The sequence below is a fragment of the Hungatella sp. L36 genome, from assembly GCF_014288035.1.
Genome location: NZ_JACOPC010000001.1, coordinates 268,209 through 286,282 on the forward strand (window position 1 = coordinate 268,209; position 18,074 = coordinate 286,282).

13 protein-coding genes are annotated in these 18,074 nt (G+C 51.2%); 10 read left to right on the forward strand and 3 right to left on the reverse strand.

Annotated elements, in window-relative coordinates; genetic code table 11:
• Together H8S80_RS01130 and H8S80_RS01135 are read left to right on the forward strand one after the other, a co-directional pair.
• Positions 1–1,575, forward strand: coding sequence for a GH39 family glycosyl hydrolase (locus H8S80_RS01130; RefSeq protein ID WP_181987925.1), 1,575 nt, complete (start codon positions 1–3; stop codon positions 1,573–1,575).
• Complete coding sequence (locus H8S80_RS01135; protein ID WP_117631542.1) at positions 1,565–3,109, forward strand: glycoside hydrolase family 43 protein; 1,545 nt, start codon at positions 1,565–1,567, stop codon at positions 3,107–3,109. Before H8S80_RS01130 ends, H8S80_RS01135 begins: the two co-directional genes overlap by 11 nt.
• Before the next feature lie 122 nt (positions 3,110–3,231).
• Here the strand turns inward: H8S80_RS01135 and H8S80_RS01140 are convergent, their stop codons facing one another.
• From H8S80_RS01140 to H8S80_RS01150, 3 genes are all read right to left on the reverse strand, one after another.
• A complete protein-coding gene (locus H8S80_RS01140; protein WP_002600723.1) occupies positions 3,232–3,507 on the reverse strand; it encodes a DUF6809 family protein in 276 nt (91 codons plus the stop codon).
• A 380-nt stretch (positions 3,508–3,887) separates the two neighbouring features.
• Complete coding sequence (locus H8S80_RS01145; RefSeq protein ID WP_055657366.1) at positions 3,888–4,682, reverse strand: ABC transporter permease; 795 nt, start codon at positions 4,680–4,682, stop codon at positions 3,888–3,890.
• Positions 4,675–5,442 (reverse strand): ABC transporter ATP-binding protein, encoded by a 768-nt coding sequence (locus H8S80_RS01150; RefSeq protein ID WP_002600721.1) that lies wholly within the window; start codon positions 5,440–5,442, stop codon positions 4,675–4,677. Before H8S80_RS01150 ends, H8S80_RS01145 begins: the two co-directional genes overlap by 8 nt.
• Positions 5,443–5,841: 399 nt before the next feature.
• Here H8S80_RS01150 and H8S80_RS01155 point away from each other — a divergent pair, with 399 nt between their 5' ends.
• From H8S80_RS01155 to H8S80_RS01190, 8 genes are all read left to right on the forward strand, one after another.
• The gene (locus H8S80_RS01155) at positions 5,842–6,621 is read left to right on the forward strand and encodes a hypothetical protein (protein ID WP_117631544.1); all 780 of its coding nucleotides are present in this window, start codon (positions 5,842–5,844) and stop codon (positions 6,619–6,621) included.
• Between the two features lie 17 nt (positions 6,622–6,638).
• Positions 6,639–11,009, forward strand: coding sequence for a right-handed parallel beta-helix repeat-containing protein (locus H8S80_RS01160; protein WP_117631546.1), 4,371 nt, complete (start codon positions 6,639–6,641; stop codon positions 11,007–11,009).
• 187 nt (positions 11,010–11,196) lie between these two features.
• On the forward strand, positions 11,197–11,883 hold the full coding sequence (locus tag H8S80_RS01165) for a response regulator transcription factor (RefSeq protein WP_117631566.1): 687 nt from the start codon (positions 11,197–11,199) through the stop codon (positions 11,881–11,883).
• Positions 11,876–13,222 carry a HAMP domain-containing sensor histidine kinase gene (locus H8S80_RS01170; protein WP_181987926.1) on the forward strand — a complete coding sequence of 449 codons (1,347 nt, stop codon included), beginning with the start codon at positions 11,876–11,878 and terminating at the stop codon, positions 13,220–13,222. The genes H8S80_RS01165 and H8S80_RS01170 overlap by 8 nt, the downstream gene beginning before the upstream one ends.
• A 166-nt stretch (positions 13,223–13,388) precedes the next feature.
• The gene (locus tag H8S80_RS01175; RefSeq protein WP_055657490.1) at positions 13,389–14,477 is read left to right on the forward strand and encodes an S-layer homology domain-containing protein; all 1,089 of its coding nucleotides are present in this window, start codon (positions 13,389–13,391) and stop codon (positions 14,475–14,477) included.
• Between the two features lie 13 nt (positions 14,478–14,490).
• Positions 14,491–16,119, forward strand: coding sequence for an RND family efflux transporter (locus tag H8S80_RS01180; protein WP_117631550.1), 1,629 nt, complete (start codon positions 14,491–14,493; stop codon positions 16,117–16,119).
• Between the two features lie 34 nt (positions 16,120–16,153).
• The gene (locus H8S80_RS01185) at positions 16,154–16,858 is read left to right on the forward strand and encodes an ABC transporter ATP-binding protein (RefSeq protein WP_002600713.1); all 705 of its coding nucleotides are present in this window, start codon (positions 16,154–16,156) and stop codon (positions 16,856–16,858) included.
• The gene (locus H8S80_RS01190) at positions 16,842–18,020 is read left to right on the forward strand and encodes an ABC transporter permease (protein WP_055657378.1); all 1,179 of its coding nucleotides are present in this window, start codon (positions 16,842–16,844) and stop codon (positions 18,018–18,020) included. The genes H8S80_RS01185 and H8S80_RS01190 overlap by 17 nt, the downstream gene beginning before the upstream one ends.
• Positions 18,021–18,074 lie beyond the last annotated feature (54 nt).

Consider the following 18,074-nt stretch of genomic DNA (forward strand, 5'->3'; position numbering starts at 1 on the left):
GTGAAGACGTATGAATTTACGGTCTGTCCGGAAAACAGGATTGGTGAGAATGACCGCTTCTGGGCGGCCTGTGGCCTGGATTCCCTGTATCCCCTTATCGATACGGAAGGTGGTGAATTCCTGCTGAAACGCATGAAGGAACATGGAACCTGCCGCTATATGAGGAACCATCATACCCTGTCGCGGCTGAGCAAGGATGGTTTTCCTGATGCTGGCGGAAACGTATATTCAGAGGACGAAAACGGTAAACGACAGTATCATTTTGAAAAAATAAACGGGATTTTGAAACGGTATCTGGATTACGGCATTAAGCCTGTGGTGGAACTGGATTTCCTTCCAGATGAGTTGTCTGTCCGCAAGATGCGGGGTGGCGTGGAGGAGGGGGTATATGATAACCGCTCGTATCCTGCCGACTGGGGAAAATGGCAGGAACTTTTGAATGCCTTTGTCCGTAATCTGGCAGATACCTTTGGAAGAGAAGAGGTCAGAACCTGGTATTTTGAGGTGTGGAATGAGCCGGATGGCTGGCCAGTGGCTGAGTGGCCTCTGTTTCACAAGTTGTACGATGTGTTTGTGGAAGCAGTAAAGGGGGTGGATAAGCGCTTTCGAGTCGGAGGGCCAGGAGTGTTTCAACCAGATTTTTTCAGAGACTTTTTGGAACATGTGGAGAATGGGACAAATGCGGTAACAGGGAAAAAGGGAACCGAAATCGATTTTCTTTCTTACCATATCTATGGCATGAGCGGAGGCTGGCTGGAGGAATATCCACTTATTATGCCGGAGGTACAGCGATTTTGCCAGCAGGTGATGTGGATCGCCAGAATGATAGAGGGCTATCCGGGTCTTAAGGAGGTGGAATTCCATCTGAATGAATGGGGAGTATTCTCAAATTATGAGAAAAATTCCCGGGATTATCCTGTGCTGGAGCAGAGAAACAGCGAGTTTTCCGCCTGCTTTTTCATTAAACTGGCCGACTGTTTAACGAAGATCAGACAGAACTTCGGCTTCCGGGTCAACATGTTGTTATATTGGGGGTTCTGTCTGGAGGACAGCCGGGGAGAACTGTTTGCCGGAAACAGAGGGCTGTCTACAGGAGGCCATGTGATGAAGCCCATAGGAACAGCGCATGAATTACTGGCGCTGATGGGAGACGAGCTTTTGGAAGTAAGAGGAGACAAGTCGGGAGGGCCTGTGGGGTGTATGGCGGCTAAGTCACCGGAAGGTATTCAGCTTCTGCTTTATCATGTCAATGAGAGTGACCCTGAGGGAGAACTGCCGCCTGTGAATATAGAAGCGGCTGTATCGGGTATAGAGAAAACCGGTTATACGATCCGAGTTATCTGTATCGACAGGAAACATCATAATACGTATCGGAAGTGGCTGGAACTGGGGCGGCCAGATCTTTGTGATACAGCAGCGATCCGGGAACTGCAGCGTGCGGCGGAGCTTACCTGCGATGAGGTGCTTAAAATAACTGCACCTGACGGCAGACTGATCATCAGACGCAGGGTGCCGCCTCAGGGGATACAACTTCTGATGATTGAAAAGGAAGGGGAACAGGAATATGGAGTATGAAAATCCGATATTGTCCGGTTTTTATCCGGATCCCAGCGTATGCCGCGTGGGGAAAGATTTTTATATGGTCAACAGTACCTTTGAATATCTACCTGGGATCCCTGTGTTTCATAGTAGAGATTTGGTGAATTGGGAGCAGATAGGACACTGTATCACCAGGCCGTCACAGATGACGTTCCCGGGAACAAAAGCATCTAAGGGGCTGTATGCGCCGACCATCAGGTATCACGCAGGTACTTTTTATATGGTCTGCACGAATACTTCCATCGGGGAGGCAGGTAACTTTGTGGTGACATCTGACAATCCGAGAGGCCCGTGGTCTGATCCAGTCTGGTTCTCTCAAACGGGGATCGACCCATCCCTGCTTTTTGACGATGACGGCAGCGTTTATTTAACCAGCAATGGCTGGGGAGAGACGACTGGGAGAAGGGGGAATGTGGGATATATCCAGCAATCGCGGGTTGACATCCGAACAGGGGCTGTGACAGAAGGCCCCAGAGTGATATCACTGGGAACCGGGGGAAGATGCGTGGAGGGGCCACATCTTTACAAAATCAATGACTGGTACTATCTCCTGCTGGCGGAGGGAGGAACCGAGACGGGACATATGATCACGGTATTCCGTTCCCGTTCCCCGTGGGGGCCTTTCGAACCGGGGCCGGATAATCCTGTGCTGACTGCCAGAGATGAAGCGCGGCCGGTACTTACTGGCACAGGTCATGGAGATCTGTTTGAAGATGACTATGGAAACTGGTGGATCGTGTTCCTCTGCTACCGTATCTCTACTGTAAAATATCACCATCTGGGCAGAGAGACTGCGCTGCTGCCGGTGATATGGGAAAATGGATGGCCCAAAGCTGCCGGAGGGAAATGTGCGAAAGTACATGTAGCTGCTGTGGTGAATGGGAGAGACTCTGTCCGTCAGGCTGCCAGAGAGGGAGAATACTTCCTTGATGATTTCTCAGGAAAAAGTCTGAATCTCAAATGGAATTTCATTCGTGAGTTTTTTGATGGGTATGAATCCGGTGATGAAAAGGAAGGGTTGATTCTGCATGGACGGCCCGAAAATCTTTCGGATGGAGCCTGCCCCGCATTCATTGGAAGACGGCAGTGCCATATGATGATGGAATGCAGTGTGGATCTGTCGTTTCATCCGGCTCATGAATGGGAGGAAGCGGGAATCGCCGTGCTGTGCTCTGACCATGCCCACTACGACCTGGGAATCAGGAAAAGAGGAGATCGGCGATACGTGCTACTCCACCGGAGAGTGGAGGATATGGAGAGCGTGACGGAGAGGGCACTTCCTGCGGATAAAATGGTAACACTATACATCGAGGCGGACCGTGAGCAGTATACCTTCGGCTTTGTGAGCCGGGGAGAAAAGCATGTGGTGGGAACTGGCATGGTAAAGCTCCTTTCCACAGAGGTGATCTGGGGATTTACGGGGGTATACGTAGGGGTGTATGCGACCGGTAACGGGAGGGCGTGCGATACGCCGGCCGGGATCAGGAGATTTTCCTATCAGGGAACGTAAGCAGGAGGCTCCGGTGGAGGGATATGCTTTCATGTCCAGCCGCCGGAGTCCGTATGAGTGCCCTGCTGTCTGCGGCAGGGTGTGACTGTGGTTTGTCTCTGGCTTTTAGGAAAAACCTGGGATCACTGATTCAAAAGCTTCCCCCTTCCTTCTAAGATCTCGGCCATGAACTGTGCGCCGAGATGAAAGGCATACTGAAACCTGTCAAAGTTCATCATGTTGTCTATCTTGTCGTCTGCTTCAAAGTATGCTTCCAACAGGTCCTTTTGTTCGTCTGTCATGCTGTCTGTCAGCAGTTCCATGTGTTTGTTCCTGATTTGCGCAGTGTTTACAAACGGTGAATCCTTCTCATGTACTCTGGCAGGCTGATCATATAACAATTCCAGGATATTCTCCATAACTGCTCCGTCCTTTCTATAAAATCAGAACGTATGTTCTATAAATATAATACCACAATGAGAAGTAATAATCAACTAAAATATGGTTTAAATTTGGATTGCTGTTCATTATGTGACCTTAAATCAGATTGGTATGGCTGCATCGCTACAGCACAGGAAGGATATTGGAGCTGCGGTGCATTAAATGAATAGACAGGACTGTGGAAAGGAGTGAATCTGACCATTTTTTGAATTGTCAGACTCACTCCTTTTTCGTATCTATTAACTCTCCTAAATATGTAGTGTCCTCTTTTTAGGGAAATGATTATTCCCTATCTGAGGTGAACGGCGGCGCAGCGTATGGAAGTACGGTGCGCCGCCGCTTTTTAATAGCTTTTCTCTTATTTCATCCGCTTCTCCAACACCGTAATCCCCTGATACAAAATTGCCGAAACAATACAAAGAATAACGATCGACATGACGACCAAATCCATCTTGAAGACCTGGCTGCCATAAATGATCAAATATCCAAGTCCCTTATTTGCCGCCAAAAATTCGCCGATTATAACGCCGACGAGGCAGAGTCCGATGTTTACCTTCATATTGCTGATAATCAGAGGCACGGAGCCGGGCAGCAGGACCTTAGTGAGTACATCTTTTTTTGTTCCGCCGAGGGAATAGATGAGCTTGATCTTATCCGGATCTGTCTGCATGAAGCCGGTGTGAAGCGTCATGATACAACCAAAGACGGCCACAGAGATAGCGGCCACGATAATAGTCTTTATGTTGTTGCCCAGCCATACGATCAGGATTGGGGCCAATGCCGATTTCGGAAGGCTGTTGAGCATGACGAGATAAGGCTCTAAAACCTCGGATACACTGCGGCTGGACCATAACAGAATCGCGGTCGCAAGACCGACCACGACGACGAGAGCAAAGCTTACCAGTGTTTCCATAACTGTGACGCCGGTATGGAGAAAGATTGTGCCATCCTTCACCATGCTTATAAAACAAATGGTCATTCTGGAGGGAGAACTGAAGATGAAGTCATTGATAATGCCGAGTCTTGCGCACAGTTCCCACAGAGCGAGAAGGAGCACCAGCAGCATGATGCGCAGAATCCGGACATTTCGGCGGTGTAGCATTTCTTTGGCGATGAATTCCTGTTGTGCCAGAGTTGGATGTGTCTCAATCATGGGTCTGCAGCTCCTTCCATACCTGATTAAAATAAGTGGAGAATTCCGGAGTATTCCGGCGTTCCAACGGCCTTACATAGCCCTCTCCAAAGGAAACAGGGACGATGCCCTTCATTCTTCCCGGCCTGCTTGTCAGAATGATGACCCTGTCGGCGACACTGATGGCCTCCGATAAGTCATGAGTGATCAGAATGGCTGTCTTATGGGTACTTTTTATGATCGAACTGATATCATCGCAGACGGCCAGTCTCGTCTGGTAATCCAGAGCGGAAAATGGTTCGTCTAATAAAAGAAGGTCCGGTTCCAGGGCCAGTGTACGGACGAGAGCCGCACGCTGCCTCATACCTCCGGACAGCTCAGACGGACGGGCGTTTTTAAAGGCCTCAAGTCCGTAAGTATTTAACATCTCATGTAATTTCTTTTTGGAACTGTCGTTCAGTTTCTTCTGAATTTCCAGCCCTAATTCGGCGTTGCTTAAAATGGTACGCCATTCGAATAAATGGTCCCGCTGCAGCATATATCCGATGCCCGCACCGGAATTTGTACGCGGGACTCCGTCAATGATAATTTCTCCTTCATCCGGTTCGATAAGACCGGATAACATGGACAGCAGGGTGGATTTACCACAGCCGGATGGCCCGACGATGGCAATGAATTCCCCGTTATCTACCGTAAATGATATATTGGAAAGGGCCAGAGTCTCACCCTCGAGGGAATGATAGGAGTAGCTGACCCCACAAACTTCCAGTTTTGGCTTCATGGGTCCTCCTTGTATAACAGATTTATCTGATATAGTGTTATGATATGTACAAAGTCCGGGAAGTTGCAAGTACGGAACAGAAGTTTGGAAGCGGGGCCAAAAAGGATCAGAGCAAAAAAGATGAAATAGATAATTTGAAATAATAAGCAAATAACACTAAAAAAGATATAAAAAACTTAAAAAAAGTGAAAAACATCAAAACAAATAAAATGAAAACGCCTATATTGGTTTTAAAATATAATTATAGGTACTACTGAAACAACAAAATAATTGTTCAAAATATACAAAAATACACTTGAAATATTAGGAAAATAGGCAATATCAATTTCATATCCTCTTCTTTATAATAATTATAAAAAATAATTAATTAAAATGAAAAAGAAAAAGGGGGGGGATGCCTTGTTTAAAAGAAGAACATGCCTGGCAGTCTTTGCCGCAGTGGTTATGATATTTATTTTAGCAAAGCAGTTAAACGAAGAAAAGGCACCGCTTACCATAAATGGCGATCCGGTATCCGAAGAGGAGCTGGCTTTCCATGACGGCAGTCTGGAGCGCACAGTGCGGTCCAGGGAAATATGGAACTGGGCGGCAGAAGGAGGTATGGCTGATGAGTTTTCCTATGATGATTTGATACAGTCATTGGAAAATGAAAATAGAGAGAGAAAGAAGCTTCAGTCTGAAGGTGGGGTCCTGTATGGTCCGGTTGAATATACGCCGCTTCAGTATTACCGCAGACTTACGGGGGAGCGGGAACGGATGCTGCGCACCCGCATTCTGGAGGAAACGGATTCATCTGAGCTGATCCGCTATTACGAAACTCATCAGGAAAATTATATGGACGTGGACACGATCGAAGCAAAATATACCATTCGGCAGGAGGGACGCACCATATACGAAGGAAATGTGATTCTGGAGGCAGAGAGTATGCGTGGGCTATCGGAATCGGATGAAGAACTGGCAGAACATCTGCTGCAGTTGGAGGAAGGAGGACAGTATCGCTGGACTGGAAAAAATGGGGAAGACAAGCTGTTACATTGTGTCAGGAGAGAAAAGGGAAGAGTCATTCCATTTGAGGAAGTGGCAGGAGCGGTTGCGGATCAGTACGCCGCGGAACGGTTTGAACAGGAATTGACAAAGCGGATTGCGGACTGCAAAGTCAGTGACCGGAGGCAAAAATGAATAGCAGGAGGATGGATATGAGGTATACAGGGAGAAGAGTTTGCTGCGCACTGCTCAGTGCAGTGCTGATCACCGGGGGACTGCCGGGCGGTACAGGCGCCGCTGGATTTCCAGGGCGCATGACAGCCAGGGCGGCAGTTGTAACAGAGAGTCTTAAGGACGGAAAAGCCACTTCGTCGGAAGCGGGAAAAGCCACTCCGTCAGAAGCGGGAGAAGCTACTCCGTCAGAGGCAGAGAAGGCCACCCCGTCAACAGCCATGAGGGCGGAGGCCATGACGCTTTCCCGAATTTTGATGGAAGAGACGTTTGACAACGGTGATGGCTGGAACGTCAATAACACGGCCGTGGTAACTTTCACCGGAGGGCAGGGCGTGATAAAGGGTGGCGGGCCCAATAACCGTATGGGGTCGAAAATGAAGATCCCGGCGAACGATTTTCTGTTGGAAGCGGATTTGATGATTGGAGGCGGAAATACGAACTGCAATGCGAAATTCGGATTTAAGGCGGCGGAAGGCTATGACGGGGACCGGCTGCAGCTGCGTTTTGATTTCCCGAGGAACCTGGTGTACCTGGAGAATAATGGAGGAACCGTATATAATTCTGTTCATTTTCCGGCCTTAAGTCAGGGGGAGTACCAGCTCGCCATAAAAGTAAGCGGAGGGAAGATTACCGCATACCTGGACGGTGAGGAAATCATTACAGCGGAAAATGATGAAATTGCGGAAATGGAGCAGGGCTATATCGTAATCGCGGGCCAGTATCCGGCCCAGGATTTCGCTGTGGACAATCTCGTGGTTTCCACAGATGAAGCGCCGCAGGGAGAAGAGTATACCGTCACTCTAAAAACAGTGACCGACGGAGTGGATGACCTGGCTGGAACAACCCTCGGCGGAACGCTGACAGCGGACCGGCAGACCGGCTACTCAGGGGATACGATCACACTGCAGGCAAAAGCGAAACACGGGTATGTATTTGATCATTACGCATCCTGGGGACAGGATGGGACACCGACGGACGGGCTGATGCCCATCATTAACCACAAGTTCCAGTTAAATGAAAAGTTTGGAAATGTGACGGTTGCTGCCTATTTTAAGACACGGGAGCCGGGAAAAGACGAGATTTTCTTCGATGACTTCGGAGCGGCGCTGAATGAAGACGGGCAGTATGGTTTCATCAAAGACGCAGATCGCGCAAAAATTACAGATGAGGAACTGATTCTGGATGCTCAGGCTGGAGAAGCCAACTGCGTTCTGGTGGATCCAGGTGTGTTCGATCAGCTGGCGAAAGGCGACGGCTACCGGATTTCCGTGGATGTACGCAGGGCCGGAGCCAACAACGGAACTCTCCAGATCGCCTTTGCAGGAAATGGAAAAGCGTTTGATGAACGTTATGTATTGGCGGTAAATTCCCAGGGAAGCGCCATGTTCCGAAGGTTTCAGGACGGTAAGAACGATGAATTGAAGAAATGTGCATTTCAGCTGACCAGTGCATTTTCCCATGTGGAGATCGAGGTAAATGACGGGAAAGCCGTACTTCTAATTGACGGAACAGAAAAAATGGTGTTGGAAGATAACAGTGGCGAATGGTCAGGCATGGCTCCCGGAGCGGGACTGTTTAATATGAGCGCCGGAGCACCGGTGATCTTTGACAACCTTATGATTGAACGGATTCTTCAGAAAAAAGATGTGGAAGTGGTTTCCATTTACCAGGGTGAGGTGGATTCTGCATATAGAACAGGAGCGGCATCTGCAAATGTGAGTGAAGCCTCGGAGGGAGAGCAGATTACGCTGTCTTCTGTGGCCAAGGCGGGGTATCGTCTGAAGGAGTATCAGGCAGAGGGGGCCCCGGATGTCGTGGTGATTGGTGATACGCTTACCGTGCCGGCCGGGGATTACCAGACTCTGAGAATTATGGCGGTGTTTGAAGAAGATACGATAAGGAATCCGCAGACCTTCTATATTGATTCAGAAACGGGAGATGATACCGCTGCAGGAACTTCTGAAGCGGAAGCATGGAAAACTCTTGGAAAAATGAAACAGTACGGCACCTTTGTTCCCGGTGACCAGGTCCTTTTAAAACGCGGCAGCGTGTTCCGGGAGCAGCAGCTGGTATTTAACGGCATGGGCAGCGAAGCGGCGCCGATTATAATTGGCGCTTATGGTGAGGGAGAGCTGCCGCGCCTTGACGGAGGAGGAGCGGTGGAAAATGTAATCTCTCTGTTTAATCAGGAGTACATAACCATATCTGATTTGGAAATTACCAACCTCTCTGCCGGATATCAGACTGATTTCGGGCTAAACAACAGCAATAACCGGTCAAAGGCTCTGAGGGCTGTAAACGTGTCCATCAAGGATTTCGGAACGGCGTCCGGTATATCGATTACGGACTGCTACATTCACGATATCAACGGCAATATTAACCTTAAATGGAACGGAGGTATTTTCTTCGATGTACAGGCGGATATCCGGGGCGGAAAGCTGACCGGAGTTCCGAGCAGATACGACGATGTGCTGATCGCCGGCTGTACCTTTGAACGTGTGGACAGATCGGGAATCAAGCTTGTCAGCTCTTCCTGGTGTAACCAGTGGGAGAAGAATTCTCCGGGAGTTCCGGTGAACTGGTATCCTTCCACCAATGTGGTGGTGAGAAACAATTATATGGAAAAGATCGGCGGCGACGGAATTACAGTGCGGGATACCGATGGGGCCCTGATTGAACACAATCTGGTGCGCGACTGCCGTTACCAGAACACGGGCTATAATGTAGGAATCTGGCCATTTGAGGCGGCTAATACGGTGATTCAGTATAATGAAGCCTATGATACGCACAGTGTACAGGACGGCCAGGGGCTGGACTGCGATCACGCCTCCTCCAATTCCGTCATGCAGTACAATTACAGCCATAATAATGAAGGCGGCTTTATGCTGATCATGGGAGGTTATCCCCACACGGGGGCTACAATTCGTTACAATATCAGCCAGAATGACAGGGACAAGGCCTTCGAGTTTGCCCAGGGATGTCCGAATGGAACGATGATCTACCAGAACACCATTTACTCGGACCGCACCATACCTAAAGGTGTTTTCTATCTGTCCAACACAGGCGCCGGTTTGGGCGTGAATGAAATCTATGCGTTCAACAATGTCTTCCAATATCCGGAGGGACAGGTATTCTATGGAGAAAGCGGAGATACGGCGAAACTGAAAGACCATTTAAAACTGTATAACAACGCTTATATCGGAGGAATGGAGGCACCGGCCGGAGATTCGAAGGCAATAAAAGCCGATGCGGCCGGGCTGAAGGCCCCGGGCACTGCGCCGGAAATCAATCAAACGCAGCAGCCTGTGACCGGAAGTTCAGGCAAACTGGACGGCTATCAGCTGACCGAAGGTTCTATGCTGATTGACGCCGGTGTGACGATGGAAGAGGCGCTGATGTATTTCGGAGGCGGAGAACCGGTAGACGGAAGAGAGTATTCTCCGAGGGAACTTTACGAGGAAGCCAAGAGCGGCAGAAGTATTGACTATGTGGTGGGGACGAATTTCCCGAAGATAGACGGTGTGGAATATAACAGGGATTTCTTTGGAAATGAGAACCTTGCCGGGCAGCGGCCGGATATCGGAGCGATGGAGTTCGGCGGAAAGACGCCGGGGAATCCGGATAACCCGGACAACCCGGATAATCCAAGCAACCCGGATAATCCAGATAACCCGGACAATCCAGATAACCCGGATAACCCAGATAACCCGGATAATCCAAGTAACCCGGATAACCCAGATAACCCAGGCAACCCGGATAATCCAAGCAACCCGGACAGTCCAGATAACCCGGATAACCCAGATAACCCGGATAATCCAAGCAACCCGGATAACCCAGATAACCCAGGCAACCCGGATAATCCAAGCAACCCGGACAGTCCAGATAACCCGGACAACCCAAGCAACCCAGATAATCCAGGCAACCCAGACACCCCGGACAACCCAAGCACCCCAGCCCCTCCCTCCTCTGACAACGATTCCACCACCACCTCAGAGACCGGGAAAAATTCATCAAATTCCATTCCGGAATCGACAGGAAGCTGGACAAAATCGGAGCGCGGATGGAGCTTCTGTCACCCGGATGGAACGCTTTACCAGTCGGAGTGGATTTACAAAGGAAAGCAGTGGTACTGGATCGGTGAAAATGGAATGATGGCGGAAGACTGGAAGTATATCGGCGGCTCATGGTACTATTTCATGCCCCAGTCCGGGGCCCTGGCAACCGGCTGGATCAAGGCTGGAGAGCAATGGTACTATCTGGATGAAGACGGCCGCATGCTGGCAGACACGGTAACACCGGATGGATACCGTTTGGACAATACAGGAGCCTGGATCACAGAAAGCAGGTAACAGAATAGCAAAACCAGAATAGCAAAACCAAAATAGCAAAATCAATCCCCCAATCCCCGCGTAACGTTACCCGTCCCGCGGGGATTCCTGACAGATTTTATACTGCTTTCTTAAGAATGCTTAAGGATACGTCCGGGTGATGGAAAATAAAAGACAGCCGGGTTATAATTACCTCGGAGGTGCCGTGATGAAGAAAATACTATTTGCAGACGACGATCCTGAGATAAGAGAGGTTGTAAGAATATTACTGACGAGAGAGGGCTATGAGGTAGTGGAGGCCGTCAATGGAATTGAGGCGGTTGAAAAGGCGGATCACACGATTGATTTAATCATTCTGGACGTGATGATGCCGGGATGCTCCGGTGTGGAGGCGTGCGGGGAGATCAGAAAGAAATCATCGGCCCCCATCCTGTTTCTGACGGCCAAATCCAAGGAACGGGATAAGGAAGAGGGATTTGCGGCGGGAGGAGACGACTATCTGGTGAAGCCATTTTCCAGTGTGGAGTTAAAGGCCAGAGTCAATGCCATGCTGCGCCGCTACTGTGTATATAAAGGAAAGAAGGGAACGGAGAGAGAGGTGATCAGCCTGCCGGGGCTGGAAATCTTCGCGGATACGGAGGAGGTCAACAAGAACGGGGAACGGGTTCTGCTGACCGATATCGAGTACCGAATCCTGCTCCTTCTGGCAGAGAACCGTAAGAAGACGTATACCACACAGGACATTTATGAGGCGGTCTGGAATGAGCCGTTTCTATTTTCGTCGAACAACACCGTGATGGTCCATATCCGGAATCTGAGAAAAAAGCTGGAGGATGATCCCCAGAATCCGCGCTGCATTCGGAATGTGTGGGGAAAGGGGTACCGCATTGATTAAACGGCCCGGCAGAAAACAGAAAATATCATGGAAAAACAGACTTTGGGCGGAGCTAATGGCCTCGGTGGCCATCGCCATGGCGGCGGCATTTCTTCTCTATATGGGAATACATACGACCGCCTATGACTGGATTGACAGGACGCAGAATACTCAGGAAGCCTATGTGCAGCAGAAGGTGCGGACAGAGGAAGCGCTGCAGCAGTATATCAAGGATAAGAACATCGCTCTCTCCGATTTGAGTCCTTTGGACGAGTGGGTCGAAAGGGAGGCGTATGTGGCGATGGTCATTTACCGTTTCGGGCGTGTAATCTATTCCTCGTATCCCTTCGATGTGGAAAATGTGATCACTTCGGAAGAGGATACGGCTGAGACGGAGGTCATGCCGGTGTCGGACGACAGCGCGTATACCTTTACCTTTGCAGACGGAACGGCGTCTGTGCTTTTGATGCCGTTCTATGAATACCGGTATTACCAGTGGGCGGACCGGATCTCTGTGATCTGTGGATTCCTGCTCTTTATTACCGTATTTCTGCATCTGATACAGAAAAAGACTTCCTACATCGAACTCCTGAAGAAGGAGCTTCAGATTCTGGAGGGCGGCCAGATGGAGTACGCTGTCTCCGTCAGGGGAAGCGACGAGCTGGGGGAACTGGCAGAAGGGATCAACCGGATGCGGATTTCCATCCTGGAGCGGGAGCAGAAGGAGGCGGAGGCCAGACAGGCCAATCAGGAACTGGTGACTGCCATGTCTCATGACCTGCGCTCCCCTCTCACGTCTCTGCTGGGATATCTGGAGCTGCTGGATGAGGAGGAGACGGAGGACGCCGCCCAGCAGAAGCATTTCATTGCTACCAGCCGGAAGAAGGCCATGCAGATCAAGGAGATGTCAGACCGTCTGTTTGAATATTTTCTTGTGTACGGCAGGGAGGAAAAACCGGCCATGGAGCCGGTGGACGGGTCGGCACTGTTCCAGCAGACGGTGGGAGAGAGCGCATTTGCACTGGAGGGCCGGGGATTCACGGTGGATTTTCAAATGGAGGAGATGGATGGGGTCTACTACGTTTCCGTGGATTTATTCCGCAGGGTAGTGGACAACCTCTTTTCCAACTTGACGAAGTACGCTGCCAGGGAATACCCTGTTACGATTGCCTGTGTGCAGACAAAGGAAGGTGCCCGGCTTGCGATCCACAACCGGAAAAGGACGGATGGCGCCCTGGTGGAGAGTTCAGGAATCGGCCTTAAGACGTGCAGAAAGATTATGAAGGAGCACGAAGGCTCCTTCGATACAACAGAAGACGAAGACGGGTTTACCGCGACGCTGTTTTTACCAAAAGCTTAGCGCCGAGGAAAGAAAAAACGCCGGCTGAAATGGCTGAAAAGTCATTTCGGCCGGTGCTTTTTTAATTCTGAAGAAAACTGAATAAGAGGCTCAGATTATGGAAAAACGCTGTCTTACACGTTATAATGCAGATGAATTTATTCTGAGAAATGAGGGATTACAATTGATGAACAGACGATTATTTGCAGCTTCGACGGCAGCCTGTATCGTGGTTACAGCGGTATATCCGATGACCTCCCTGGCTGCCGTTAATATGGATTTGAAAAAGAAAGTAGTCGGCATGGCCGGGATCATGAACGTGACTAACACGGAAAAAAATGTTACCAGGGCAGAATATGCAAAGATGGTGGTGCTGGCCTCCCCCTACGGCAGCTCGGTGCCGCCGGAAGGCAGCAGCTCCGTCTTCGCGGATGTCGGAAAGGATCACGCCTACGCCTCCTATATCAAAACGGCGGTGGAAAAAGGCTATATGACGGGCTATCTGGGAGGCGTGTTTAAACCGGACCAGAACGTCACACTTCAGGACGCGGTCAGAGGCATTCTGGCACTGCTGGGGTACAAGGATGAAGATTTTGCTGGCAGCCAGGCTGGAGGAAGGATCTCCCAGTACCGCTTTTTGAAGCTTGACGAGAACGTGAACCGGGAAGCGGCAGAGCTGCTGGCGAGAGGGGACTGTATCAACCTGTTTTATAATCTGTTAAAGACAAAGCCGAAAGACGGCGGCGATATCTACGGCAAACTGTTCGGATGCGAGCTGACCTCCGATGGAGAGATCAATCCTTTAAAGATGGCGGACAACGGTTTGAAGGGCCCCAAACTGGTTCGCAGTAAGAGAAGCTTATCCAGCTATATTCCATTTAAGCTGGATAAGGCCAATGTGTTTATCAACGGCGAGTCCTCCACGGTCTCGGCACTGAAAGACGCAGTGGAGAGCGGCGGCGCGGTGCTGCTTTACTATCACCCGGGATCAAAGAGCATCTGGGCCTACACGGAGGATTCGTCGGACAGCAGGCGCGGAATCGTCCGGGGAACGGTCTCCAACATCTATTATACCTCCGTGGACGTGATGTCACCCAGCGCCGTGATGCTGGAGGAAAGCGGGGAGCAGTACCTGCTTACCAGTTCGGAGATGCAGTTTGCGTTCTCCATGTACGGGAACGTCCGGGTCGGGGATACGGTCACGCTGGTCTATGAAAAGACTGTGAAAGAGGACGGAACAGAAACGTACACGGTATTGGATTATTTAGAAGACTGACAGGAGAACGGCCATGAAAAACAGGAAAAAGAAGAAAACGGTAATCATTGTGGCAGCGGCGTTTGCGCTTTTGGCAGCGGCGGGAACCGCGGCCTTAAGGAATCATGGGCGGAGCGCCGGGGCGGGTAAGGGGACCGAGGCGATGACCGCGCCGGTGGCGCGGCAGGACATCAGCTCCAGACTCTCCTCCTCGGGAGTGCTGAAGCCGAGGAATTCCTATCAGGTATCCTCGCTGGTGGAGGGCGAGATCACCAGCGCCGATTTCGAGGTGGGGGATCAGGTGGAAAAGGGCCAGGTGCTTTACCGGATCGATGTGAGCAACATGGAAGAGGAGATGAAGTCCGCGCAGAACTCCGTGGAAAGAGCGGCGAGGAATCTGGAAGACGCCCAGAAGGACTATTCCAGAGCCCAGGGCCGGTTTAACGACGGTGTTTTCCGCTCCGGAGACAGCGGATATATCAAAAAGATCTACATAAAAGCAGGCGAGACGGTGACCAGCGGAACGAAGATTGCGGATATTGAGGACGATTCCGTTATGCGGCTGAAGGTTCCCTTCCTTTCCGCGGAAGCGGCGGCCATCGGAGCGGGAAGTGCGGCCCTTGCCACTCTGTCTTCCACAGGAGAACAGATACCAGGAACCGTGACCGCAGTCAGCGCAAAGGATGAGACGCTGACAGGCGGCCGGATTGTGCGCTATGTGACCATTGAGGCGGCCAATCCGGGCGGTTTAACCACGGAACAGTCGGCGACCGCGACGGTGGGCGATTACAGCAGCAGCCTGGAAGGAACCTTCAGCCCGGTAGTCGAGACGATACTGAGTGCGGATTTGCCGGACAGCGTGACTGTGGAACAGCTTCTCGTCTCAGAGGGCGATTACGCGGCAAAGGGGACTCCCATCTTCCGTTTCGACCGGGAATCGGCGGATAAGCTGATGAGAGGCTTCCGGGAGAAGCTGGACAGCGCGAAGGATGCCATGGATTCCGCCAATAATAAGATCCAGAGCACGAAGAACAGCATGAATAACTACACCATCACGGCGCCCATATCGGGAACCGTCATCCGCAAGAACATGAAGGCCGGTGACAAGATCACCAGCAAGACAAGCGGCGACGGGGCGATGGCGGTGATTTACGACCTCTCCTCCATCACATTTTCCATGTCCATCGACGAGCTGGATGTATCGAAGGTGAAGGCGGGACAGACGGTGGAAATCACGGCGGAGGCGGCCGGCGATGCGGCCTTCCAGGGGATTGTGGAAAATGTGAGCCTGGAAAGCACCAATAACAACGGAATTACCACGTACCCCGTCTCCGTAACGGTGAAGGACCCGAAGGGACTTCTGCCGGGAATGAACGTCAACGGAAAGATCCTTCTGGAGGAATCTAAGAATGCGCTTGTCATCCCGGCCGCCAGCCTGATGAGGGGAAATGTGGTCTATGTAAAGGACCCCTCGGTGAAGGAGGCGAAGGGGGAGGTGCCCGCCGGATTCAGAGAGGTGACGGTGGAAACGGGAATCATGAACGACGAGCAGGTGGAGGTCACATCGGGCCTTTCAGAGGGGGATGAGGTCTACCTGGTTCAGGGCTTCGACAGTGCTCCAGGCAGCGAGAGTATGGGAGAAGAAATGGCGATTGATCTATAACACAACACTCAATAACAGGAAAGGAGGAGCGGCTATGGGCCCTTTGATTGATTTGCAGGATATCTATAAAATATACGAAATGGGGGATGAGGAGGTGCGGGCCAACGACGGCATTTCCCTCTCGATCGAAAAGGGAGAGATGACAGCCATTGTGGGAAAGTCGGGAAGCGGAAAATCCACGCTGATGAACATTATCGGAGCGCTGGATGTGCCCACCAGCGGGACGTACCATCTGGAAGGCGAGAACGTGGGGGAGATGACAGACAACCAGCTGGCAGATATCCGCAACCGCCTGATCGGCTTCATCTTTCAGCAGTACAATCTGCTGACGCGCAGCACGCTTCTGGAAAATGTGGAGCTGCCGCTCATCTACGCCGGAATTGACGGAGAAGAGCGGAGGGAGCGCGCCATGGCGTCACTGAAACGGGTGGGGCTGGCGGATAAGTATAAGAATCTGCCGGGCCAGCTGTCCGGAGGCCAGCAGCAGCGTGTCTCTATCGCCAGGGCGCTGGCGGGGAATCCCTCCCTGATCCTGGCCGATGAGCCGACCGGAGCCCTGGATTCCAGAACGAGCCGGGAAGTTCTGGACTTTTTAAAGCAGCTGAACGAAGAAGGAAATACCATCGTGATGATCACCCACGACAACTCCATTGCCCTGGAGGCAAAGCGGGTGATCCGGATTCACGACGGCAGGATTAATTTTGACGGGGATGTGAACGACTATGCGGCAGTCATTTAAGATGGCAATCAAAAATATTCTGAGCAACAAGATGCGTTCCTTCCTGACCATGCTGGGAATCATCATCGGGGTTGCTTCGGTCATCATTCTGGTGGGGCTGGTGGAAGGGCAGATGAACTACATCAGAGCCAGCTTCTCAGACATGGGGACCAATCAGCTGCAGGTACAGCTGACCAATACACCCACCAGGTCGGTCTCCCCCCAGGACTTATATGCGTTTTACGATAAAAACAGGGCATATTATAAGGAAATATCTCCGCAGGTCCCTGTGAAGGCGACGATCAAGCATAAGACTGATAAGCTGACCAAAACCAGGATTTCCGGCGTCAGCGAGCAGTTTTACGGCATTGACGCGAAAAAGCTGGAGGCGGGTCGGTATATTCAGTATTCGGATATCGCGTCGAGACAGCCTGTCTGTGTGCTGGGGTATTTCACTGCCACGCGCCTGTTTGGAAGCGCTGAGGCGGCGGTGGGGGAGAGCGTACGGTTTGACGGAAATGTGGTCAAGGTGGTGGGCGTGCTGCAGCGCCGGGACAAAGACGAGCTAAAGCAGGGCGGTCCGGATGACCGCGCCCTTCTGCCATATACCACGGCACTCTTGATGAATCAGAATGCCGATGTCTCCGAGTATATCATAACGGTGGATAAGGTGGAGGAGATTGCAGCAGCCAGAATCCTTCTGACCGTATTTCTTCAGGGGCGGTATAAATCGCCGGACTATTTCTATATCAGTTCCATGAGCGAGATGTTAAAGTCCATGGAGTCCACCATGTCCATGATGTCCGCCGCACTCGGAGGAATCGCGGGGATTTCCCTTCTGGTGGCCGGCGTCGGCGTGATGAACATCATGCTGGTATCGGTGACGGAGCGGACACGGGAAATCGGGATCAGAAAGTCCCTGGGAGCGAAAAAATCCGTCATTCTTCAGCAGTTTGTCATTGAGGCGGCGGTTACCAGCTCCATCGGAGGACTGGTGGGCATCGCACTGGGATGTGTGATCACTCCGGCCGCGGGGAGTCTGATGCATATGAAGGCGGCCGCCACACTTCCGGCTGTTCTCGTTTCCTTTGGAGTTTCCGCGGCGATCGGCCTGGTCTTCGGGTATATGCCGGCGAGGCGGGCAGCAGGTTTAAATCCCATCGATGCGCTTCGAAGTGAATAGATAAGCAGGAAATGTTGCACACAGCGGACTGGAAATGGGGTGAAAATGGCGTAA